The sequence below is a fragment of the Blautia sp. AF19-1 genome, assembly GCF_003479155.1.
Classification (GTDB): Bacteria; Bacillota; Clostridia; order Lachnospirales; family Lachnospiraceae; genus Fusicatenibacter; species Fusicatenibacter saccharivorans.
Map to the genome: position 1 here is coordinate 75,754 of NZ_QUGQ01000006.1, position 21,491 is coordinate 97,244.

Consider the following 21,491-nt stretch of genomic DNA (forward strand, 5'->3'; position numbering starts at 1 on the left):
TATATCGATGAACTGGACATTCCAGAAGAAGTCTTAGAAGACAATGTATTTGGATTGTAAAGAAAAAATCCAAAAGGACGATTTATGCATTTTTATAAACAGATTGCGGTGGATATTCTGGAGACTATGGAGATGTGCTTCTGACATCAGATAACGGAGCTTTGAACCGTCGGGTATAGGGAAAGTAGCAAGTTAGAAGAAATAAGATGCAGCTACCTTTATGGTGGCTGTATTTTATTGGTTGCAAATGGAGAAGAATATGACCTTACCCAAAAAGTGTTTTTGGCAGAGACAAAAAGTAGGTTATTGCAAAATGTCATGTATGTAGATTGTTGCAAACAGACCTTGGGGGCTACACCCCCAAGGTCTGTGAAATCAACGAATGCGGCAAATTAGAACCTCCATTTACCCCATCCGTTGATTTCGTCAGAGGATTTGATACTGACTACTTTTCGGGAAAAATAAAAAAATGGAGGACATCCAACATGTTAAATTCTAAGTTATTTGAAAATCCAGAATATGAAGAACTGCAGTTAAATCTGAATGTGTATTTAAGGGCACAGCGATATGCAGATGAATACGAGTGCCCACATTGCGGCTTCAAAGGCGGTCTGGTCGTGAGTCAATCTGATTGCGACAAATATGAATGCATGAACTGCGGTCATCAAGGCAGCTTCGATCAGGAAATTGCTGATCGAAATGATGTGGAGAGTGAGTGGTTGTCATCGTACACAGAAGAAGAGCGAGAAGAAGTATACGATAAGGACTGCAGTGAATGGTGATAAAAACACCAGATAATTAAAACAATAAAAATAAAACTCCCGGAAAAGCAGTCGGATAGATTTGATCTATTCGGCTGCTTTTTTGCAAGGGCAGGGAAAGGAGAACACAAATGGGCAAAAAACATAAGAACTTTGTAGTATTTCTGGATGTCGATGGCGTCCTGAATACCAGAACCACCGTCCGGCAAACCCCAAAAGGATATCAGGGAATTGACGATGCGCGCGTGGAGGTTCTGGCAAAGACAATCAGCAAGTTTGGCGGAGCGGATATCGTTCTGTCATCTGACTGGAAGGAACTAGAACCCACAGATGAAGATTACAGATATCTGTTTTCCAAGCTCGCCCGATATGGCCTGATTATATCGGGACACACGCAGGAAAGGATGTACAAAAGAGGTGCCGGAATTGCAGCATACCTGGAAGAACATCCAGAGATCAAAGAATATGTGATTCTGGATGATTGCAGATTTGATTTCCAGAGTTATCCAAAACTTTGGGAGCGGCTGTTACTTACCGAGGGGATAGAGCATGCTCGGTTCGCAGCCGGAACGCCGGCTGTGGAGACGATGGTATTTCTGGATTATGTAAAATTATTTTAATCAAATGGAGGAAAAGCAAATGAAGAGCAAAGTAATTGGATGGAACATCAATCAGCGCAGTGGTATGGGAAAGGGGATTCCACAGTTTGTGATCGATGAACTGATCGACCAGAATGCAGACATTATTGTGTTAACAGAACTGTTTCAGCACAGCACGATTGGCTATTTCTGGGCTGAGATGGAGAGAGCCGGATATCAGCACGCAGTCACACAGAATAATGGAACAAATGAAGTTGGAATTCTCTGGAAGAGGGACGTATATACTTTTCATGCAGTGGATGATTCGGTGGTTACAACGATGAAAAACAATCATCCGAATTTCTTACTGGTGGATCTGGAAGACCAGGACGGACAGCTTCTTACCATTGCCGGATTTCGGATTCGAATGGTGGATTACAGCCAGCGTGCCGAAGAACTGGAATTTGTTGTGAATAAGGCAAAGGAAAAGAAACATCCAGTGCTTATGATTGCAGACTGCAATAACCTGCGGCGGGAGACGACGGAGGCAAGCTGGAATCTGCAAGTGGTTGACCATATTCTTTCACAGGGTGGATTCGAGAGACACACGCCATGCGGTCAAAGCATCTTTGAGGAACACGCAGACAGAGGATATGCATATGAATTTGCAGAAGATCATTTGATTACACGCGATATTGTAGTTGAGCTTGGAGATTATGACAGAGAATTTGTAAGGCGCGATCGGATTGCGTATCTGTGGGGGAAAGATTTTCAAACCTATGATAAAGAACACAGCCGAAGAGTATCCGTGGAACCTGGATTTCCGGACCATGCGATCGTAAAGGGATATCTTAGTACAGAGAAAGATCAGAAAAAGTAAATCTGATGAAGCTGTAGACTATAAAGATAACACCCCCGGAAAAGTGTGACCGTTGTGTAGCAAGATGTTTGCTGATGCAGCGGTTACACTTTTTATGGGGCAAAAGGAAAGGAGGAGAATGAAAATGTTAGGAAAACTGCTTACCTTTTTGCTCACACTGTTCCTACCCTTTTTAGAAGGAACAAATATTGTATGATAAAATCGCGGATTAAAGAAAAAGGAGGAAGCGAAATGATGAAATTTGATAATGCAAAATATAGAACCGTACTCAATCTGATCAAGAAAACGGGCGAATTCAAGGGGAAAGCAGTACCCAGTAAGGCAAGGCTTCATGAGATGATTGGCGACGCACTTGGGATATCACATAATACGGTAAAGGACTGGGAAAGAGCAACATCAAATGGGCCAGATCCGAGAATTCCAGGCTTGCTGGAACAGCTGGAAGCATATCTGGAATTACCGGAGGGTGGACTGCGGGAAAGAACAGCTGAACCAATTAAACTGAATGAAGAGGAGAGAAAGATCATGAATACAACAACTGATTTTCAGAAACAGCAGATTATGGAGTGCTATGAAAGACTCAGAAAATTTGTCAGCGACATGGATATTGAGGATGAAAACGTATATTACGACATTCGCAATATGATCGAGGTGAAGAAAATTGCATTGCCGACAGCAGTATACAAGGCAATGATGAACTTCATGGATCAGGTCGTTGAACCATATGTATTTGAAGATACGACGGAGATCTTTTCCGAAGAGGAAGCAAAGCGCAATGAGAAAGGAATTGTGGAAATAAAGTCGGAGCAGGCATTTCAAAAGCTGATGGTTCGATTTATGGAGAAGCTGTCAGAACTGGATGAGAAGATCGAAACGTTTGCAGAGAGTGAGTTAAAGCCTTATCTCGAACGATAAGGCCGTGAAACAGGGCGGAGAGATATTGTCGATTTCGGTCGGGATATCTCTCCCACAACAAAGACAAGATCAGAAGAAAAAAGTTGGAGGGACAAAATGGGAAAACAAATTCAATTTACTAAGAAAGATGCTTATCATACCCCGGGCAAGGCAAAACGGGAGCGGATTAAAGTTACAACCATTCAGAAAGCCCATCTGCTGAAGAAATTCTCGAATGTCCTGCGGGATAACAAGGATGGTATCAGTTTCTGGTTCAATACAGAAAGATTCATGACAACGGCAAGAAGATATAATTTTGTAGCCTCCAGCATCCTGCGGGATATAGAATTATCAGAATATATTGAAGAGGATGAATCAGTGAGCCTCAAGACAATACGGAGATTGTTAAACTATTGTCAATACCCGGAGGAAGAGGAGCTTATGGTTGGAATTCAGGCGATCAAACATATTGGCAAGGCGTTATACGGGGATGAAGATGCCTTCCTGGAGGTCATTGACGAGGAAAGTCTGTGCTGCATGGCAGAGCAATATCTGGCAATGTAAGAGCCATAAATTTCAGAGTGCGGAAGTTCGGACAAAAGTCTGACACCAGAAGGACAGTGAGTCATGATAAGATACTGCACAGAACTTCAGTCTGTGCAGTATCTGGACCCACATGCAGTATCAGTACAGGAGGAAGAGCATATGAAAAAAGAGAGCATGGAAGTCGTAGGAAGAATTGTAAAACGCGAGAGGGAGCTATTTGGCATTCGTGTAATAAAAAAGGACAACACATCAAAAGTGCGTCAGATGTACCCGGAAGCATGGCACATGTTTTACTTGTTAGAGAATGAAAATAATCTGGTTCCGCCGCTGGAAATCCAAGGCACGATGGAGGTGCTGAAAAATGATCAGATCCGCCTGCTGTGGTTCATTCATCCCATCATGATCAATGAGTGGAATATGGAGAACTGCATTTTGTTTGCCAATGAAGTAAACAGAGAGCTTGGCAACGGCGGCCGTTTCTGGGTAGATACGGAGTATTTTGATTTTGCGTATGAAGAGCGTTTTGAAGAAGAAATGCTGCAGCTTAGTGGGATGAATGTATTAGAACGGCATATGTTCGAATGGCCGCTTGGACAGTTCCGGGATATTCACATTCCGCTTATGATGCTTCTGCAGGGAAAATGGGGAGCTGAAACAGCCATTCGGTTTATCAAAGAACTCAGAGAAAATGGTTTCGTCGAAAATGAAAAATACGATCTGTTTCCGGATGCGTGATTTGAGAGCTGTTTTGGAAATGCAGCGAAATAAATGAGTACAAAGAATGGAGAAAGAAAAATGGCTAAAAAAGTGGATTACAAAAAATATAACTGCGTATTAGAGATGAGCAAATGGATGGGAAGCACACCGAAAGCCTTTAAAGCGGCAATCCTGAAAGAGGCTGTGCGCCAGAATGCGAACAGCGGTGGGAAGGTGGAAAAGAAGGAAATAAGAGCATGCAGAGCCGAAAAGCATAAGAAAAGGACATGTAAATAAAAATATGGTGGAGGCGAAAGATATGACGACAATTATCTGTGAGATGGATTCTATGGAGTTGTGTGTCTGGAAGGAAAAGCATCTGCAAAGGGCATGCAGCGGAGATGAATGGATTTTCTGGGAGAAAGAAAAAGAACCGGAAGGCATCCGGGTGAATTTTGATGTGACGCATGCATATGAGATATTCAGCTGTCTGGGCAGGTATTGGGGCGATTTCAATTCTTGCCCGGACAGCGAAACCATGGGACGGGTGGCAAAAAGATGGGAAGAAAAATATGGATTAAAGCTGGTGGAGCTTTCGCATGATACGCTGACCTTTCAAAGTGATCGTCGGATTTCGAAAAAGGAGGCGGTCGAGATTACAGAAGAAACGGTGGAGCTTTGTGCAGAAATTGTAAACGGAAAAGAAAATCAGCAGATCGAGACAATCAGCAGAACAGGGAGGATTACATTATGGTGGGATTAGTGCATAGCTTAAAAAATAAAAAAGAGGTTTTTATGAATGTAAATGATCTGGCAAAACAAGTTTCTTCAATCATCACACCGCAAACCGACAATTTTTACCGCGACATCCGCATCTATGGTCATTTCTTCCACAATACAAACGACACGATGTGGTGGGGCGATGTAGGAATGAAATTTCTGACGCGCGCTCCGTTTGATGTCCGGTGGCTGCGAGAGGAAAGATTAGACGATCCATATGGCGGATTTCTGTATGACGCCACGGTAGAAGATAAAGCCCTTATTATGTTTAAACATAAATACAACCAGGAAAAATATGATAAACCTGGGGCTGATTTTTCATCCTGTTCCTACGAATTTTTCTATTCCAATCATCCGTTTTTGCGAACCGGATTGTGGAGTGGAACCATGCGTCCACGCTATGCGTATGTTGTCGATTTGAAAAACAAAAGCTTCAAACTGGCATCCCAATGGAAAACAAAGGTACCGCCTTACGACACGAAAGAGAAGTACGAACGCACGGAGCTGAATGAAATTTACAACACGCTGCAAAAGGAACTGGATGGAATCGCAGATCAGGTGCAGGCAGAATATCTTGAGATGCAGCGGAAAGCAGCCAGAGCAGCGTATGTGAGGGCATGTTTTGATCCGGTTAACGGACGTGAGGATAAAGAAGCCTTAGAAGAATATTATCGTGCCGAGCAGGAATTTGTGAAAGCTTTGTATACCTTGGCGGAAGCTGTCCTGAAAAGAAAGGAATGCACAGTGATTTATGATTTTCTGTCGGAATCCGGTACACTGACCAATAACAGAATTTCTATGCTGGCATTTCTTGCGGCAATTGAGAAAACAAGAATCTGGTAATGGACAGAAACTTCCCGATGTAAAAGAAAGGCAACAGAAGAAGTGGCCAAAAGAGTGTCCACATGCAGGAACGGTTCCATGATAAGATAAGGCATACCCGGAAAGTAAACCACAAGTTCAATGCAACCGCCGGGAAAAAGTGGAATAATAGGAGTACATCAGAACACCGGCGAATGCATTCGAATACCGAACAGATCAGGAGGAACAACTCGATATGACGTTGAACGAACTTTTCGCAATTCAGGAAGCAGACGTAACAGGAGAATTATTACTGAAAGCCGGCTAGAGTGAGATCGCAGAAGAACCGGCGGAGATATTCCGGCGGAGCAGGCTGGTTCCTGACGGGGTGGAATCACATAAGGAATACAAAAGTTAAAAGAGAAATATGAGTGAGGTAGCTCAGCCATGGTAGAGCAGAGAAACCAAGCCGATCATGGGTGTGGTCGGTACAGCAAAAGATCTATTGTCGCTGGTTCGATTCCAGCCCTCACTCCTGAAGCATGAAAACTCACAGCCAATGTACAAAAGAATGGAGACGAGATCACAAATGAACACAGGATCCGCAATCGAAACTGAAAGATTATTCCTTCTCCCAAGCCGGACGGACAGAGACTCCGAGGCATTTTTACAAATGCTGCGGGATGATGGCGACTTCTACATATTCTGCGGAGTCAGCCCATCCGAAAAACATGTGATGGGGTTTGCCAACTATTTTGAGAGAACTGATCACGAGCTTTGCACCTATTCCATTTTTCCCAAACAGCAGAAAGACAAGTTTATCGGCTACGTAGGCGTACATAGAGAAATGGAAGACGAATACAAAATTGAATTTTATATCGCCAGAGAATACCGAAGAAACGGCTACTGTGAAGAAGCCAGCCGAGAGCTGATTAATCAGCTCTTTGGTGATGGGGTTTCTGCAAACGGAAAGAATCTTTTCGTCGATAAGCTGTATGTGACGACCCAGACAGAAAATGAACCAACGATCAGCCTGCTGCGGAAGCTGGGATTCAGAGAAGTAGAGGACGGCCCGATCATGGTTGTGCTGGGTAACATTTTCGAAAAAGAAGATAATTTTTTCGCACACGAAGTAGTAAAACTGGTACTGACAAAGGAGGAGTTTTCTGATGGCAATTAAATTTGAAGAACTGAGAAAATATGTTGCACGCAATGTCTGCTTATCCATCTGTTTTGAGGATGGTTATTACCACGATTATCTGATGCTGTCAGACATTCCAGAACAGAAATATGCTGGCTTTTACATCTATGGAGTCGGAATGGTGGATGTGGAATTTTCCAGAGATGTCTATATGGCTTTGCCGGAACCGGAAGGAGAATGCTGGTGCAGCAAAGATGATACAATGAAACCTGCGATGGAACTTATGATTTCGGAAGAACCGCGGGATATCAAACGGAGTGTGGAACAGAAGCTTTTGTTCCGTGACCTAAAACCGTATCTGCAGATCGGCAGACATTTTTCTATCGTAAATAGAAATGACGGGTCATCTGAATACTATGAATATCGGAGTGAGATACCGGAGAAATACGATGATATGTATGTGTACGGCATCGGAATGGAAGAGTGTCCGCATGCTGAAAAAACGTGGATGGATGTTCAGTATGAAACGGTTCACAGAAAGCAGATGGTGATTGTGCTTTCCAATCAGCCGAGAGAAGATCTGAGAACAGAATAAAAGAGAACTTTTTATGCAACGGAAAAAGGAAAGGAAGAGAGCCAGAGATATGGATAGAGATCACACGTTTGATTTACCAGATTTAACAGAAGACTTCTGGAAAACCGTTGTGTTTGCACAGGAGGATCCCCCTTCTGGAATGGGCGGCCCGGGATGTGTATGTCTGCTCAGCAAAGAGGGAAAAGAGTATATTTTCGGATTTGAAGAGACACCATTTTACAAAAGTACCGAGCTTTTCCCGATCTTTGAGACGACCGATGAAAGAATTGGTTATCGTCATAAATATAAAGCAGAAGATCACGGCTGGAAATATCTGGAGAAAGAAAATGCACTGATCCGGGAAGATATTCTGGATGAGTACAGCAAAGCGGCTGCGGAGGCGAAACGGGAAAAGGAAAATTTCTGGCATTTTTATGCCATCAATCTGGCCGGCCGGGCAATTGGCGTGGAGCATCTGGAACGATATGATTACATCGGAAGCGTTCTGTACAGGGAAAGAATGGATCGGGAAATGGCGGAACGCCGGAAAAAACGCGAGAAGGAGAAACTGACGGAGAACGAATTTAACTGGAAGCCGATGCATGTGAACAATATTCCGGACAATTCTGAGATGGGCGTTTACGCACTGTTGATGAGAAGGAATGACGGAAAAATCAAGGGTGTAAAATACTCGATTCTGTATCAGTACGAGGAGCACAGCCCGATGCTGATATACAGTGATGCAAAGGTGGAAGCCTATATTCTTTTCTACGCGGATTACGATGATATCATCGGTCCGTGGGATTATCATTCTGTCAGCAGACAGGAATGTGCAGAGCTTTACGGAAAAGAAAATCATTTTCCGCCGGAATTGGCATATTATGACTGGATTACGTTTTCAGATGGTGATATTCATAACTTCGGCAGATTTCTCCGCACATTCCAAAGTCTGGAAGAAGCTAAAGCATATGCGATGTATTATGCGAATGTGAACAGCGGCGGAATCAACAAGAAAACAATTCTGAAACAGGAGGAGGAATCCAGAATCGAAGATCATGTGAACCGTATTGCACATTACGAAGCATATCAGATGTATCGAAAATATTATAAAAAAATTCTGGATGCCATCAGCGAAGAAAACTGTTTCCCGGATTCCTGCAGCGGAGGCGGTGTGTATCTCCGAGAGGCTATTTTAAAGAAAGTACCGGAAATCACAGAAGAACAGCTCAGAATGATCTGGAGAGAACTTCCATTTGTACTCGAGAAGAGAACACAGGACTGGATCGAACGGGAAAGGCAGTTCAGCGAGAAGTATATCCGGGAGCAAAGGAAAGAGACAGAAGGAGTTTTTTAAGACAAGAACCTGTCCACATACGGGATACGGCAGGTGGTAAGATAGCAGATAGAAAGAGACAACAGCAGGATTACCGGTAGAGCTCACAAGGGAGGTATCATCGAATGATTCTTTACAAATACACGGCAGACTGTTCAAAACTGAATCTGGAACAGGAAGGTACAACGAAGGAAGGATATGAGGGCCTCTATCCCCGGCGAAGTGACATTGCGGAATGGAACAGTAAATTTTACACAGCCTACCGTACAGAAAAGAAGTTTTTCATTATGATCAGTGATATTCGGAAGGATAAGATGACGATTGTAGCTGAACTTGAAATGGAAGTGGATCCTCGGGAATGTGTGGATTATATTCGGAAGATACTGCCAGAAATGGAGCTGCTTGCATGTGAGGAAATCACAAGTGATGAGTTTTACAAAGAAATGGTCCGGACAGAACGGAATAACTGGACGGAGTGCTATATCCGGTCAATGAAAGAGGACTTAAAGCTTGCTACGGAACCGGAGCACAGCTATTATGAACCTGTTGCGTATCAGGTAAGTGAACGGATTTACACGTCCCAAGATATGAACAGACAAAAGCAGTCAGAACAGATGCAGGAAATTATGGCATCGGAGAGTTTCTATGAAGAGATGGAGCGGATTTATGCTCTGGAAAATGAAAAACGTTTTGTTGGGCATCCCGTGCATTATCTGATCACAGCCGGGGACAAAGCGGCTGCGGATGATATGATTGATATTCTGATTCCAGCCCTTCTGGAGAATCAGAGACTGCTGAGTGGCAGGGCTTATGATGTACAGAAGATGACACATAAAGCAGAACAGGAAGGAAATTTTGAAAATATTTTCTCCGGTGCCAAAGGTGGTACGGTGATCTTAAGTCTGGAAGGTGAAAAGAGTACCGGAATGTATGCCACCGGCAATTATGATCTGGCGAAAGCACTTGGGAATAAGCTGAATGAGTATGGAAATTCTACCTTATTTATCTTTGTAGATATTTCCGGAAACCGCAGTGTATCGGATGATACGATAGCGGAAATTCTTTCCAATGCGGATCTGATTCAAATTCAGGAAGGCCAGGGAGATCTGAAGCGGGCGTCTGCTTATCTGAAACGTCTGGCGGAGAAAACGGAGTATCACGATTACACGATAGACGAGCTGACGCAGTATCTCCCGAAAGAGAAGAAGCTGTATTCGGTTTCGGATATTTATAACGCTTACAACCGCTGGTATGGCCGCGGATTGAAAACCCATATCTACAAGGCCTATAAGGAAAAAGACCTGATCAAAATTGAGCTGAAAAAGAAGACAGATAAGCCTTACCTGGAGCTGCAGAAAATGGTAGGCCTGTCGGAGGTAAAGAAAGTGACAGACGAGATTCTGGCGGCGGCCAAGATGCAGAAAATGCGGAAACAGATGGGTCTTCCGGGGGTTCAGTCATCCATGCATATGCTGTTTTCCGGAAATCCAGGGACAGCAAAGACAACCGTGGCGCGTCTGCTATCCCAGGTCTTGAAGGAAGAGGAAGTGCTGAAATATGGCCACATTGTAGAGTGCGGCAGGCAGGATCTGGTCGGAAAGTACGTCGGCTGGACAGCACAGATTGTTGAGAGTAAATTTCAGGCGGCGCGTGGCGGCATTCTGTTTATCAATGAGGCGTATTCTCTTGTAGAAGACAACCGCACGTATGGCGCCGAGGCAATCAATACCATTGTGCAGGAGATGGAGAATTACCGGGATGAGGTCATTGTCATTTTTGCAGGATATCCGGAGAAGATGAAGGAGTTTCTGGAGCAGAATGAAGGTCTTGCAAGCCGCATTGCCTTTCACCTGAATTTCCCGGATTACTCGCCGGAAGAACTGACGCAGATTCTGGATCTGATGCTGGAAAAATCGGAATACCGGATGGACGAAAGAACAAGGGAAAAATGCTTTTCCATCTGCGCCGATGCATGCCGGGAAGAAAATTACGGCAATGGACGGTTTGTCAGAAACCTGCTGGACCACGCTATCATGCGCCAGGCAGACCGCCTCATTCGGGAACATCAGAATGGTACGCTGGAAAAAGAGGAGGCCTGTCTTCTGACGGCGGACGATTTCGAGATGATCGGCCTGAAAAAGAAACCGCAGAGCCGGCAGATCGGATTTTGTGCCGGGTGAACAGCATAAAAAATCAGCAAAAAAAATTAAACCAGCGGTTAAGTGCAGAAAACGAAAGCATGTGATACAGTATATACATGAAGATTGCGGGAGTGCAAAGCACGTAGCAATCTGGTATCAAAGGGGTCAAAAAACCTTTTGACCCCAACGTCTATATATAACAAAACACAGATATTCACAAAAAGACCAGAAAGGGGGAGTGAACACATGAAGTTAAGCGAGCTGTTGAATGTGTTGAAAACAGCAGAAACTGCGGAAGAGATGGATGTGAGACGAGAAGAAATCGCAGCGCTGATTCCGGCCGTACGAACCATGTTTGGCTATGATCAGAAGAACAGTGCACATCAGTATGACTTATGGATGCATTCCCTCCATGTGGTCTGCAATCTTCCGCGGAGGATGGAAAATGACATGGTCTATCTGGCGGCGCTGCTGCACGATATCGGAAAGCCGGAAGCGCAGTGCAGGGGAAAACGCGAGGGTGATCCGGACATGCATTACTACGGTCATCCCGAAAAAAGCATGGAAATCGTGCGCGACATCGTGGTCCCGGAGCTGGACCGGCAGGGGTATGTGATTCCGTGTTTCGATGTACAGGAGCTCCTGTATTATGTGAAGTATCATGATGACCACGTCAGTGTAAAATTAAAGCACGTCAGACGCCATACGAAAATGGCCAGCTTTGCGATGTTTCAAAACCTGATGCTGCTACAGCTGGCAGATGCCAAAGCACATATCCAGATCCCTGTTATCGCCGAACGGGCAGAAATCTGCGGACGGCTTGCCGGGGAGGAAGGCAGACTTCTCTATCAGAAAATTCTGGATGGGGAGTAGGCTGATGAGCCGAAGCTGTAAAAAAACGCCCGTCAGCAAAGGCCGATGCAAAAATTTCCGTTGGGCAAAGCGCGCGGCAAATAAGAGGGTTCGACGGGCGAAAACACTGTGGGGAAAATCAAAAGCATTTCGAAAAATTTCTGAGACATGGGATATCTGCGACTGGAAATTTTACGGTGAGAGACCCTGAAATCCGAATCGGGAAGAAAAAAAATCACTGGGGAAAATGCTATTACAGAAAATGATCTGGAAAAGATGCATGAAACCATGGATGAATTATGAATCAAGATCCCGAAAGGAAATCCTGAGCTGGGGACAGAAGACAGAAACACTAAAATAACAGAATAAGGCGGTAGTTTAACGGGCAAAACCTGTGCAGAAAAAAAGGTTTCATGTTTGTGGAACACACAGCAACTTTTTGAGGAGAATAGGGAGGCACAGAATGCAGGTTCAAGTCCTGCCCGCCTTACGCGAGTGAGGTAGCTTAAAAGAAAGAGCGCGAAAAAACGGTCATGTGCGTGACCGTAACGGCAAACTTTTTTCCAGTGGTAATGGCGAAGATGCCGGTTCAAATCCGGCCCTCACTCAGAAAAAAACAGAAGAGCAAACGAGAAAGAATGGAGTCCATAGATCCAGAAAAGGATGTCTGGAGAAAACAGTGGAACGAAGGAAAGGAGCGGCAGCGATGGATTTTGCAGAATGGATACGGGAGCAGGCGACAAAAACTTATACAGAAAATGGAGCAGTAGCACGGAACACAACCGGCGATGCGCGGCTGGATCTGTTTGCGACAATTGGATCCCTGCGCAGAGCGGATCCGGAAAGAATTGAGCTTCTGTTTGCGGAAGCATATCAGGCAGACCCGCTGTTCGCATTGAAAATCCTGTTTTATGCGCGTGATATCCGGGAAGGTCTCGGCGAGAGACGTGTCTTTCGGATTCTACTACAGTATCTTGCCGAGTACCATCCGCAGGCAGTTATTGCCAACCTTGATCTGATTGGTGTTTTCGGCCGTTTTGACGACTGGTACTGCCTGATCGGAACTGGCGTTGAGGACGAGATGTGGAGTGCCATGAAGCAGCAGCTGGAAGCAGATCTGAAAAACTTTCAGGAGAGAAAAAGCGTTTCCCTGCTTGCTAAATGGATCAAAACGGCAGACTCTAAAAATACGGAGACGAGAAAACTCGGCATTCTGACGGCGCAGAAACTCGGCTATCCTGTTTACAACTTCAAAAGAATCGTCCGTTCTCTGCGGAAATATATCGGTGTGCTGGAAGTGAAAATGTCAGAAAGAAAGTGGGAGGAGATCGTTTACCCGGAGGTCTCCGGAAGAGCCATGATGATTTACAGGAGCGCATTTCGAAAACATGATGAAAAGCGTTTTAACCAGTATCTGTCGAAGGCACTGGATGGAAAAGAAAAGATTCATGCGGAGACGCTGTACCCGTACGATCTCGTGGAAAAAGTTCTGTATGGACGTCAATGGAATCAGGTATTGGAGGCGCAGTGGAGGCAGCTGCCGGATTATGTGGCGCAGGAAACGAATGCAATTGTCATTGCAGATGTTTCCGGTTCCATGAGTGGAAGACCCTTGGCGACATCCATTGGTCTTGCTATTTACTTTGCAGAGCGGAACCGGGGCGCTTACCACAATCTTTTCATGACGTTCAGCCAGAAGCCGGAATTTGTTTCTCTGAGAGGGGAAACCTTGCTGCAGAAAATCAAATACGTCGAGCGTACGGAATGGGGGATGAATACTAATCTTCAGGCTGCATTTGAGCGGGTTCTGGAAACAGCGATGGATCACGATGTACCGCCGGAAGAAATGCCGAAAGCGCTGATCGTTGTATCTGACATGGAGATCGACAGATGCGGAGACCGCAATTGGATGTTTTATGATCATATGAAAGAAAAGTACGAGTATTGCGGCTACCAATTACCGAATATTATTTTCTGGAATGTAGACAGTCGAAACGATATTTTCCATGCCGACAGTCGGAGAAAAGGTGTCCAGCTATACAGCGGCCAGTCGGTTACGACATTCCAGAATCTCCTGAACAATATTGACAGCACGCCGGTTAAATCGATGGAAAAAGTGATTGAGAGCGAGCGGTACGCATGCGTCAGAATTGGAAATGCGGCATAAAAATGTTAAAGTTAGCAGTATGGATAGAAAGCTTTCAAAAGATGTAAAGCTGATATTGAAAAAAAGAATGCAGAAGAATAAAGGAAAAGAGGACACTATGGCATCAAGCATGATTCACTTGGCAATTGTACAGGAGATGAGAAAGAAAGTCTCGTTTCGAGATATCAACCGCCTGTTCCTTGGGGTGATTCTGCCGGATGGGGCGGTGGCGGGAAATAGCCATTTAAAGAAGAAAATCTGCGAAAATACCAGATACACATACGATCTCGAATGTTTCCGCGACAGATACGGGAAATACATGGAGAAGGATGATTTATATCTCGGCTATTATCTTCATCTGATCCAGGATATGCTGTATCGGAGATTTATGTATGGGGAGCATGGCTGGAATTCGAGCGTTCCTGGAAATGTAGAAAAACTGCATCGTGACTACGAGATATTAAATGAATATGTTTCGAAAAAATATGGACTTTTCCAGGAAATGATCCAGGAGCTGGATCTTACAGAAGAGCCATTGGCACAGCTTGCTGAATTCGATGTGAAAGGTCTTATAAAAGAAGTCCGCGGGGAATTCGTCCAGAGAAAAGAAGAGAAATTGTCCATCCTTACCAGACAAATGGCCAACGAGTACATCGTACGCGCGACGGAATTCTGCGTGGAAGAGCTAAAGGCACTGTCCAAAGGGAAATCAGGTCTGGACAGTACTGTGTGGAGCTGGGAAAAACCAGAAACCATATCACATGAAAAATTAAACCAGAAGTTAAATGCAAAAATCGAAAATATGTAATATAGTATATACAGAACAAAGCACGGACATTCACAAAAAGAACAGAGACGTGCAGAAAGCAGGAATGCAGCAGACACATTTATGAGTGCAGACCGCAGGCATACAATGTGGGATGTATGAAGCCATGGATGAATTATGAACCAAGGTCTCTGAAGGAAATCCTGAGCTTTAGAGAGAAGGCTGAGGCAGGAAAATAGCATCTCCACCGATGATATAAAGCAAGTCAGAGTGGAACAGCATTTGATACACATCAGTATCCACAAAAAATGTGGCTGAAAATAAGGCGGTAGTTTAACGGGCAAAACCTGTGCAGAAAAATGTTTCATGTTTGTGGAACGTACAGCAAATTTTTCGTAGAGGATAAGGCACAGAATGCAGGTTCAAGTCCTGCCCGCCTTATGCGATTGAGATAGCTCAAAAGAAAGGAGCGGCAGCGATGGAACAGATCATCGAAAGCGAGCGGTATGCGTGTGTCAGAACAGGGATGTGGAAGAAAAGATGTAAAGTTGTGATTGGAAAACAGGATGTAGGAGAATAAAAGAAAAACGGACGCTGCGTTTCAAAGATGAAGCAGTGTCCGTTTTTTACTATATGTAAGATACCGGGGTCAAAGGGGTCAAAAAGCCTTTTGACCCCAACATCTATTTAAGAAAAGTTGACAGTTGAAAAATTATCCAAAATACTCTCCCGCCAGTTCCTTAAACGCCGGCAGTGCCCGCTCAATCTGTGCGGTGGTAACGCAATAAGCAATCCGCACGAATCCCGGTGCACCGAAATCGTCGCCTGGTACCAGAAGAAGTTCGTACTTTTTCGCTTTCTCACAGAACGCATACGCATCCGGTTCCGGAGTTTTCATGAAGAGATAGAAAGCGCCGTCCGGGTGAACGCAGGTGAAGCCGTAGGCGGTTAATGAATCATACAGCAGATCGCGGTTTTTCTTGTAGACCGAAAGATCAGAAACCTGTCCTGCGCATTTGGCGATGACGTGTTGGATCAGGCTTGGTGCGCAGACGAAGCCGAGGGCGCGTCCGGCGCCGCAGACGGCTGCGTAGATGGTTCTTGCATCATCGACCTCATCCGGAACGAGAACGTAGCCGATACGCTCGCCCGGCAGGGAGAGGGATTTGCTGTAGGAGTAGCAGACCAGCGTGTTTTTGTAATATTTTGTCAGATACGGAACTTCCACGTCTCCGTAGACAAGCTCGCGGTACGGTTCATCAACGATCAGATAAATCGGATGACCGTATTCGGAAGATTTTGTTTCCAGAAAAGCAGCGAGCTTCTGAATGTTTTCTTCGGTGTAGACAACGCCGGACGGATTGTTCGGGGAATTGACGAAAACACCTTTGGTGTGCGCTGTGACAGCGGCCGAGAGGCGGTCAAAGTCGATCTGGAACGTGGAAGAATCAGCCGGCGTTTCGATCATGGCTGCGCCTGCAGATTCGATGAAAACACGGTATTCCGGAAAGTACGGGGTAAATACGATATACTCGTCGCCCGGAACGGTTAAAGCGCCAAGGACGATGCGGAGCGAAGCGGCTGCACCGCAGGTCATGTAGAAGTTGTCGGCATGGAACGCGGTACCAAAGCGTTTGTTCAGGTCGGCTGCAACGGCGGCGCGGGTATCGGCATCGCCCTGCGCGGAGGTGTAGCCGAAGAGATAGTAATCGTCTTTGGAATCGAGCAGCTCCTTGATGGTCTCATGAACGGAGGCCGGAGCCGGCACGTTTGGGTTTCCGATACTGAAATCAAAGACATTTTCGGAGCCGATCTCGGCAGCGCGTTTTTTACTGTATTCGAAAATCTCGCGGATTACCGATTTTTTTGTGCCGAGAGTTACCATTTTTTCTGAAATCATGTGTCAATCCTCCTGAAGTAAATTGTTTGCCGCTGTTTTAAATGAACTGTAAATATTATTCTTTTTTCTGCTTTTTCCTTATTTTAGCAGACAAAGACTGAATTGTAAATGCAGCATTTTCGGTCTCATGCTCCCGCAGGCTGAAAAGATGGCGGAGGCAGACCACGAGCGATACCAGCAGACTGCCGAGCCGCACGGACGGAAGAAAGCGGGAAATTTGTGCGGCAACGGCAAACCCGGAGAACGAAACGATCGAGCGCAGACTGTGTGGCTGGATAATGAGAATCAACGAAAACGTCAGATAAAACGCCGCCAGAAGAAGCGCCGGTCGCAGATACGGCAGGAGGCCGAGCAGCACGCCGAACGAGACAGAGATCGCCTTTCCGCCTTTCGCAGGCTGCAGAAACGGCCATGCGTGTCCGGCCACCGGGGCGAGCAGAATCAGGGCGAAAATCCAGGAACCCATCGAAACAGCGGAACTGTGCGCCGCCAGAAACACCGGCAGAAATCCCTTCCCGATATCGCACAGGACGCAGAGCAGCCCAATCCGCGGTCCGGCCACTGAAAAGGCGTTGAAGGCACCGGGATTCTGATCTTCATTCACAGTTCGGACATCCACGTGGCAGAAGTATTTTGGAATCAGGTACGAATACAGTACGCTGCCCGAGAGGTACCCGAAGAAACTATAAAACAGATAAGCAGTAAGCATCATAAGCAGTTACTCCGAAACTAATTTTTCCAAAAGGTGTGTAATTGACGTTCCCGCCTGCGGATGGCTGTTTTTTCGCTGGGCATCGCGCATCGCAATCTGACGTGCATCATCGTGGGCAAGCGAAATACCGGCCTCTGCCAGCTCTTTCTGATGTGCGCCGGTCACGGACATTCCGCGTGAGACAAAAAAAGCACGGTTTTTTGTTTCGCAACCCGGAATCGGATCAGTGTGGACGAGCGGAACGCGCCGCACAGCGGCCTCGGTACTGCTTAAGCCCCCAGGCTTTGTAAACAGCACATCGGCAGCGGCCATATATTCCGCAACGTGGCGTGTAAAACCGATGATATGTACATTTGGGTTCTTATGGAACTGCAGCCGGAGCGAACGCATCCGTTTTTTATTATTTCCGCAGATGATCACAGCCTGTTCGCCGTTTTCCAGCCGGGAAACGAGTTCATGTGCGAGCAGATGCACTTTGCCGAATCCCATACTGCCGCTCATGACGAGAAACAGCGGAGCATTCTCGGGAAGACCGAGATGGCGGCGCACATCCTCTTTGGATGCAGGGCGCGCAAATGCGGGCCGCACCGGAATACCGAGAGGAAGCAGTTTTTCTTCCGGGATACCGCAGGATGCAAACTCCGGGATCAGATCCTTGTGCGGAACCACATAGTAATCGCAGTTCGTCTCTTCCCAGAACGGAATGCACGCGTAATCGGTGGCAACGGCAACGCAGGGAATCGTCAGCCGTCCTTTCTGTTTCATCCAGGTCAGTGTTTCCGCCGGATAAAGATGTGTGGTGACAACGGCATTAAAATGGTTTTGATCAATATAATCTGCAAGCGCATTTCCAAGCCGCGCATTTGCATAGTAAACGGGGGATTTCCAGGGAAATTTCCGTACCAGCTCACCAAGCTGATAGAGTGCGCCGAAGCCGGCCGGAAAAACGGAGACAAGCTTCACATAAGCTCCGCCGACCAGTGCGGAGGTATGCTTTCGCCCGAGGCTCATCAGATCCAGAACCTCGGCTTCGTGGTGATAAAAATTCAGACTTTCTTTTAATGCAGAGGCCGCAGCATTGTGGCCACCGCCAGTATTGCAGGATAAAATCAGTACCTTCATAAGAAAACTCCATTCTTTTGTTGTATCCCGAAGAGAACCTGAAAAAGGGGATGCCGATGTTTTGTTTTCAGACACGCTTTAGTATAGAACGCTGTTATTTTTCGGACAATCCACAAAATGAGAAAAGTGTCTGATATAACAGAAAAGCGACAGGCAGCAGAAACACCGGGGAGACGCAGACGGAGCATCCACCTACGGATCAAGATATTGAGAGAAAGGAAAGAAACGACGGATGCCTGAAAAATTGGCAAAATAGAATAAAATCGAAAGAAAAAGAAACGAAAAACAGGATAAAATGCTGAAAAATCAATTGACATCCACTCCAAAACTTCGTATCATAAAGACAGAATGGGGCGCGTTCGGAAAGCAATCTGCGCACCGGAAAATACAGGAGGTAAGCTTAAAATGGGTAAATGGCAGAGAAGTCTTTACCAGCCGGTTCTGCCGCTGGGAAAAGACGGAAAAAGGGTAACAGGAAGCGCGGAACATATCGCACTTTCCAGAAAAGCAGCAGGCGAGGGTATGGTTCTGGTGAAAAACGAGAACGAGACATTGCCGCTCGCAAAAGGCACAAAAGTAGCTTTATTTGGAAAAGGAACGATTGATTACGTAAAAGGCGGCGGCGGAAGCGGTGACGTTACCGTTGCGTATATCCGCAACTTCTACGAAGGCATGAAGATCAAAGAGGCCGAGGGGGAGGTTTCTCTGTTCCATGAACTTCCGGAATTCTATGAGAAAAATGTAAAAGAACAGTATGCTGCAGGCGCTGTACCGGGCATGACAAGAGAGCCGGAAGTACCGGACGAGCTGGTAACAAAAGCGAAAGCATATACCGATACCGCAATCATCACCATCTGCCGTTTCTCCGGCGAGGGCTGGGACCGCAAATGCCAGATCAACGATGAAGGCTATGAGCTGTTTGAGGATGAGAAAAAACAGATCGAGCTGAGCGCCAGCATCTTCGAAAACGGCGACTTCTGCCTGACAAACGGCGAAGCAGCCATGGTAGAAAAAGTAAAAGCAAACTTTAAAAATGTCATCGTTGTCATGAACGTCGGCGGTATGGTTGATACCAGCTGGTTCAAAGACTGCAAAGAGATTCCGGCGGTGCTGATGGCATGGCAGGGCGGCATGGAAGGCGGCCTCGCGGCAGCGGACGTTGTAACAGGCGACGTCAACCCATCCGGTAAACTGGTTGATACCTACGCAGCAACCCTCGAGGATTATCCATCCACCGAGAACTTCCATAAATCCGTTTATTACGTGGATTACAACGAGGATATCTACGTTGGCTACCGTTATTTCGAGACGATTCCTGGCGCAGCGGAGAAGGTCAATTATCCGTTCGGCTTCGGCCTTTCCTACACCAGCTTTGAGACAGAAGTTCTGGGTGCAGAAGAGAAGGATGGAAAGATTGTTGTAAAAGCATCTGTTACCAACACTGGAAAACGTGCCGGAAAAGAAGTTGTACAGCTCTACTATGGCGCACCGCAGGGCAAGCTTGGCAAACCGGCCAAAGAGCTCGGCGCTTACCGGAAAACAAGACTGCTGCAGCCAGGCGAGACACAGAGAGTCGTTCTTTCCTTTACAGTGGAAGATATGGCATCTTTTGATGATCTTGGAAAGGTTGCAAAATCTGCCTATGTTCTTGAGGCAGGAAGCTACGTCTTCTACGTTGGAAACAATGTAAGAGATGCGAAGAAACTGGACTTCACCTACGATCTGGCAGAGGCAAAAGTGACTGCACAGTACACCAGCCTTGCTGCTCCGCATAAGCTGGAAAAACGTCTCCTTGCGGATGGAACCTACGAAGCGCTTCCGACCGATAACGGCCTTGTCGAGGAAGAAGGACTGGAGCGTCAGGATAAGCTGACTCTGGAAGGTTTCCTCCCGGCAGTCAAGGCACAGGAGAGAAAGAGTTTTGGCGAGCTTATGGAGGCAGCAAAGACGAATCCGAACCTGATGAATGTGGTCGAAGGAAAAGAAACGCTCGACGAGTTTGTAGATAAGCTTCCGACAGAAGCACTCATTCATCTGCTCGGCGGTCAGCCGAACACTGGAGTTGCCAACACGTTTGGCATGGGAAATCTGCCTGAGTACGGCATCCCGAATATCATGACCGCAGACGGACCGGCAGGCCTTCGCATTCAGCCGCAGTGTGGCGTCAACACGACCGCATGGCCGTGCGCAACATTGCTTGCCTGCACCTGGGATCCGGAGCTGATCGAAGAAATCGGTAAAGCCGGCGGAGAGGAAGTCAAAGAAAACAACATCGGCATCTGGCTGACCCCGGCTGTCAACATTCACAGAAGCCCGCTCTGCGGAAGAAACTTTGAGTATTATTCCGAGGATCCGCTTGTAGCCGGAAAATCCGGTGCGGCAATGGTACGCGGTATGCAGTCCGAGCATATCGGGGCAAGTGTGAAACACTTCTGCTGCAACAACAAAGAAACAAACCGAAAAGACAGCGATTCCCGCGTTTCCGAGCGTGCGCTGCGTGAGATTTACCTGAAAGCCTTCGAAATCATCGTAAAAGAGGCAGATCCATACACAATCATGTCGTCCTACAACCTGATCAACGGCGTTCAGGCATCTGAGAACAAGGATCTTTTGACCGGTATTCTGCGCGGTGAGTGGGACTTTAAGGGAATGGTAACGACCGACTGGTGGACACACGGCGAGCATTACCGCGAGACAAAAGCCGGAAATGATATCAAGATGGCAAATGGATACGAGGAGCGCGTACAGGAGGCATTTGAGAAGGGATACATCACCCGCGACGAAATCGCTCTTTGTGCAAAACGAATCCTGACCATGATTCTTCGCATGGACTGATGTGGATGCATGTGAATAAATAAAGAAAAGTGT

At 46.2% G+C, this 21,491-nt stretch carries 20 protein-coding genes and 3 tRNA genes; 20 read left to right on the forward strand and 3 right to left on the reverse strand.

Annotated elements, in window-relative coordinates:
* Positions 1-485: 485 nt before the first annotated feature.
* From DWX26_RS05520 to DWX26_RS16715, 19 genes are all read left to right on the forward strand, one after another.
* The gene (locus DWX26_RS05520) at positions 486-782 is read left to right on the forward strand and encodes a hypothetical protein (RefSeq protein WP_118601028.1); all 297 of its coding nucleotides are present in this window, start codon (positions 486-488) and stop codon (positions 780-782) included.
* Between the two features lie 110 nt (positions 783-892).
* A complete protein-coding gene (locus DWX26_RS05525; protein WP_118601029.1) occupies positions 893-1,381 on the forward strand; it encodes an HAD domain-containing protein in 489 nt (162 codons plus the stop codon).
* Positions 1,382-1,400: 19 nt separating this feature from the next.
* On the forward strand, positions 1,401-2,219 hold the full coding sequence (locus DWX26_RS05530) for an endonuclease/exonuclease/phosphatase family protein (RefSeq protein ID WP_118601030.1): 819 nt from the start codon (positions 1,401-1,403) through the stop codon (positions 2,217-2,219).
* Positions 2,220-2,450: 231 nt separating this feature from the next.
* Positions 2,451-3,134, forward strand: coding sequence for a hypothetical protein (locus DWX26_RS05535; protein WP_147398110.1), 684 nt, complete (start codon positions 2,451-2,453; stop codon positions 3,132-3,134).
* A 96-nt stretch (positions 3,135-3,230) separates the two neighbouring features.
* A complete protein-coding gene (locus DWX26_RS05540; protein ID WP_055228067.1) occupies positions 3,231-3,677 on the forward strand; it encodes a hypothetical protein in 447 nt (148 codons plus the stop codon).
* A gap of 141 nt (positions 3,678-3,818) precedes the next feature.
* Entirely contained in the window at positions 3,819-4,394 is a 576-nt protein-coding gene (locus DWX26_RS05545) for a hypothetical protein (protein ID WP_055228066.1), read from the forward strand.
* Positions 4,395-4,454: 60 nt separating this feature from the next.
* Positions 4,455-4,652: a hypothetical protein gene (locus DWX26_RS05550; protein WP_055228065.1), complete on the forward strand. Its 198-nt coding sequence runs from the start codon at positions 4,455-4,457 to the stop codon at positions 4,650-4,652.
* Positions 4,653-4,674: 22 nt separating this feature from the next.
* Complete coding sequence (locus DWX26_RS05555) at positions 4,675-5,118, forward strand: DUF4253 domain-containing protein (protein ID WP_158580589.1); 444 nt, start codon at positions 4,675-4,677, stop codon at positions 5,116-5,118.
* 32 nt (positions 5,119-5,150) lie between these two features.
* Positions 5,151-5,978: a hypothetical protein gene (locus tag DWX26_RS05560; protein ID WP_147398111.1), complete on the forward strand. Its 828-nt coding sequence runs from the start codon at positions 5,151-5,153 to the stop codon at positions 5,976-5,978.
* Between the two features lie 388 nt (positions 5,979-6,366).
* Positions 6,367-6,471 (forward strand) — tRNA-OTHER (locus tag DWX26_RS16705).
* Between the two features lie 54 nt (positions 6,472-6,525).
* Positions 6,526-7,116 carry a GNAT family N-acetyltransferase gene (locus DWX26_RS05565; RefSeq protein ID WP_158580590.1) on the forward strand — a complete coding sequence of 197 codons (591 nt, stop codon included), beginning with the start codon at positions 6,526-6,528 and terminating at the stop codon, positions 7,114-7,116.
* Positions 7,106-7,672, forward strand: coding sequence for a hypothetical protein (locus DWX26_RS05570; RefSeq protein WP_118601035.1), 567 nt, complete (start codon positions 7,106-7,108; stop codon positions 7,670-7,672). Before DWX26_RS05565 ends, DWX26_RS05570 begins: the two co-directional genes overlap by 11 nt.
* Before the next feature lie 49 nt (positions 7,673-7,721).
* Positions 7,722-9,005: a hypothetical protein gene (locus DWX26_RS05575; RefSeq protein WP_118601036.1), complete on the forward strand. Its 1,284-nt coding sequence runs from the start codon at positions 7,722-7,724 to the stop codon at positions 9,003-9,005.
* A gap of 104 nt (positions 9,006-9,109) precedes the next feature.
* Positions 9,110-11,164 carry an AAA family ATPase gene (locus tag DWX26_RS05580; RefSeq protein ID WP_118601037.1) on the forward strand — a complete coding sequence of 685 codons (2,055 nt, stop codon included), beginning with the start codon at positions 9,110-9,112 and terminating at the stop codon, positions 11,162-11,164.
* 207 nt (positions 11,165-11,371) lie between these two features.
* Positions 11,372-11,998, forward strand: a complete 627-nt coding sequence (locus DWX26_RS05585) for an HD domain-containing protein (protein WP_118601038.1) — start codon at positions 11,372-11,374, stop codon at positions 11,996-11,998.
* Positions 11,999-12,344: 346 nt separating this feature from the next.
* Positions 12,345-12,467 (forward strand) — tRNA-Phe (locus DWX26_RS16710).
* Positions 12,468-12,656: 189 nt separating this feature from the next.
* Positions 12,657-14,144 (forward strand): DUF2828 family protein, encoded by a 1,488-nt coding sequence (locus DWX26_RS05590; RefSeq protein WP_243030547.1) that lies wholly within the window; start codon positions 12,657-12,659, stop codon positions 14,142-14,144.
* A gap of 97 nt (positions 14,145-14,241) precedes the next feature.
* Positions 14,242-14,931 (forward strand): hypothetical protein, encoded by a 690-nt coding sequence (locus DWX26_RS05595; protein WP_147398112.1) that lies wholly within the window; start codon positions 14,242-14,244, stop codon positions 14,929-14,931.
* Positions 14,932-15,211: 280 nt separating this feature from the next.
* Positions 15,212-15,330 (forward strand) — tRNA-Phe (locus DWX26_RS16715).
* Positions 15,331-15,601: 271 nt separating this feature from the next.
* Here the strand turns inward: DWX26_RS16715 and DWX26_RS05600 are convergent.
* Genes DWX26_RS05600 through DWX26_RS05610 form a run of 3 tightly spaced genes read right to left on the reverse strand, consistent with a single transcriptional unit; the run spans position 15,602 to position 18,623 of the window.
* Complete coding sequence (locus DWX26_RS05600; RefSeq protein WP_118601040.1) at positions 15,602-16,789, reverse strand: pyridoxal phosphate-dependent aminotransferase; 1,188 nt, start codon at positions 16,787-16,789, stop codon at positions 15,602-15,604.
* A gap of 55 nt (positions 16,790-16,844) precedes the next feature.
* On the reverse strand, positions 16,845-17,501 hold the full coding sequence (locus DWX26_RS05605; RefSeq protein ID WP_243030549.1) for a glycerol-3-phosphate acyltransferase: 657 nt from the start codon (positions 17,499-17,501) through the stop codon (positions 16,845-16,847).
* Between the two features lie 6 nt (positions 17,502-17,507).
* The gene (locus DWX26_RS05610; RefSeq protein WP_118601041.1) at positions 17,508-18,623 is read right to left on the reverse strand and encodes an MGDG synthase family glycosyltransferase; all 1,116 of its coding nucleotides are present in this window, start codon (positions 18,621-18,623) and stop codon (positions 17,508-17,510) included.
* A gap of 405 nt (positions 18,624-19,028) precedes the next feature.
* On the opposite strand from DWX26_RS05610, the gene DWX26_RS05615 reads away from it, so the two are divergent.
* Entirely contained in the window at positions 19,029-21,458 is a 2,430-nt protein-coding gene (locus DWX26_RS05615; RefSeq protein ID WP_118601042.1) for a glycoside hydrolase family 3 protein, read from the forward strand.
* Positions 21,459-21,491 lie beyond the last annotated feature (33 nt).

Bases quoted from the DNA above. Each gene is read 5' to 3' on its own strand.
- DWX26_RS05520 (WP_118601028.1), top strand. From the start codon at position 486: ATGTTAAATTCTAAGTTATTTGAAAATCCAGAATATGAAGAACTGCAG.
- DWX26_RS05525 (WP_118601029.1), top strand. From the start codon at position 893: ATGGGCAAAAAACATAAGAACTTTGTAGTATTTCTGGATGTCGATGGC.
- DWX26_RS05530 (WP_118601030.1), top strand. From the start codon at position 1,401: ATGAAGAGCAAAGTAATTGGATGGAACATCAATCAGCGCAGTGGTATG.
- DWX26_RS05535 (WP_147398110.1), top strand. From the start codon at position 2,451: ATGATGAAATTTGATAATGCAAAATATAGAACCGTACTCAATCTGATC.
- DWX26_RS05540 (WP_055228067.1), top strand. From the start codon at position 3,231: ATGGGAAAACAAATTCAATTTACTAAGAAAGATGCTTATCATACCCCG.
- DWX26_RS05545 (WP_055228066.1), top strand. From the start codon at position 3,819: ATGAAAAAAGAGAGCATGGAAGTCGTAGGAAGAATTGTAAAACGCGAG.
- DWX26_RS05550 (WP_055228065.1), top strand. From the start codon at position 4,455: ATGGCTAAAAAAGTGGATTACAAAAAATATAACTGCGTATTAGAGATG.
- DWX26_RS05555 (WP_158580589.1), top strand. From the start codon at position 4,675: ATGACGACAATTATCTGTGAGATGGATTCTATGGAGTTGTGTGTCTGG.
- DWX26_RS05560 (WP_147398111.1), top strand. From the start codon at position 5,151: ATGAATGTAAATGATCTGGCAAAACAAGTTTCTTCAATCATCACACCG.
- DWX26_RS05565 (WP_158580590.1), top strand. From the start codon at position 6,526: ATGAACACAGGATCCGCAATCGAAACTGAAAGATTATTCCTTCTCCCA.
- DWX26_RS05570 (WP_118601035.1), top strand. From the start codon at position 7,106: ATGGCAATTAAATTTGAAGAACTGAGAAAATATGTTGCACGCAATGTC.
- DWX26_RS05575 (WP_118601036.1), top strand. From the start codon at position 7,722: ATGGATAGAGATCACACGTTTGATTTACCAGATTTAACAGAAGACTTC.
- DWX26_RS05580 (WP_118601037.1), top strand. From the start codon at position 9,110: ATGATTCTTTACAAATACACGGCAGACTGTTCAAAACTGAATCTGGAA.
- DWX26_RS05585 (WP_118601038.1), top strand. From the start codon at position 11,372: ATGAAGTTAAGCGAGCTGTTGAATGTGTTGAAAACAGCAGAAACTGCG.
- DWX26_RS05595 (WP_147398112.1), top strand. From the start codon at position 14,242: ATGGCATCAAGCATGATTCACTTGGCAATTGTACAGGAGATGAGAAAG.
- DWX26_RS05600 (WP_118601040.1), bottom strand. From the start codon at position 16,789: ATGATTTCAGAAAAAATGGTAACTCTCGGCACAAAAAAATCGGTAATC.
- DWX26_RS05605 (WP_243030549.1), bottom strand. From the start codon at position 17,501: ATGATGCTTACTGCTTATCTGTTTTATAGTTTCTTCGGGTACCTCTCG.
- DWX26_RS05610 (WP_118601041.1), bottom strand. From the start codon at position 18,623: ATGAAGGTACTGATTTTATCCTGCAATACTGGCGGTGGCCACAATGCT.
- DWX26_RS05615 (WP_118601042.1), top strand. From the start codon at position 19,029: ATGGGTAAATGGCAGAGAAGTCTTTACCAGCCGGTTCTGCCGCTGGGA.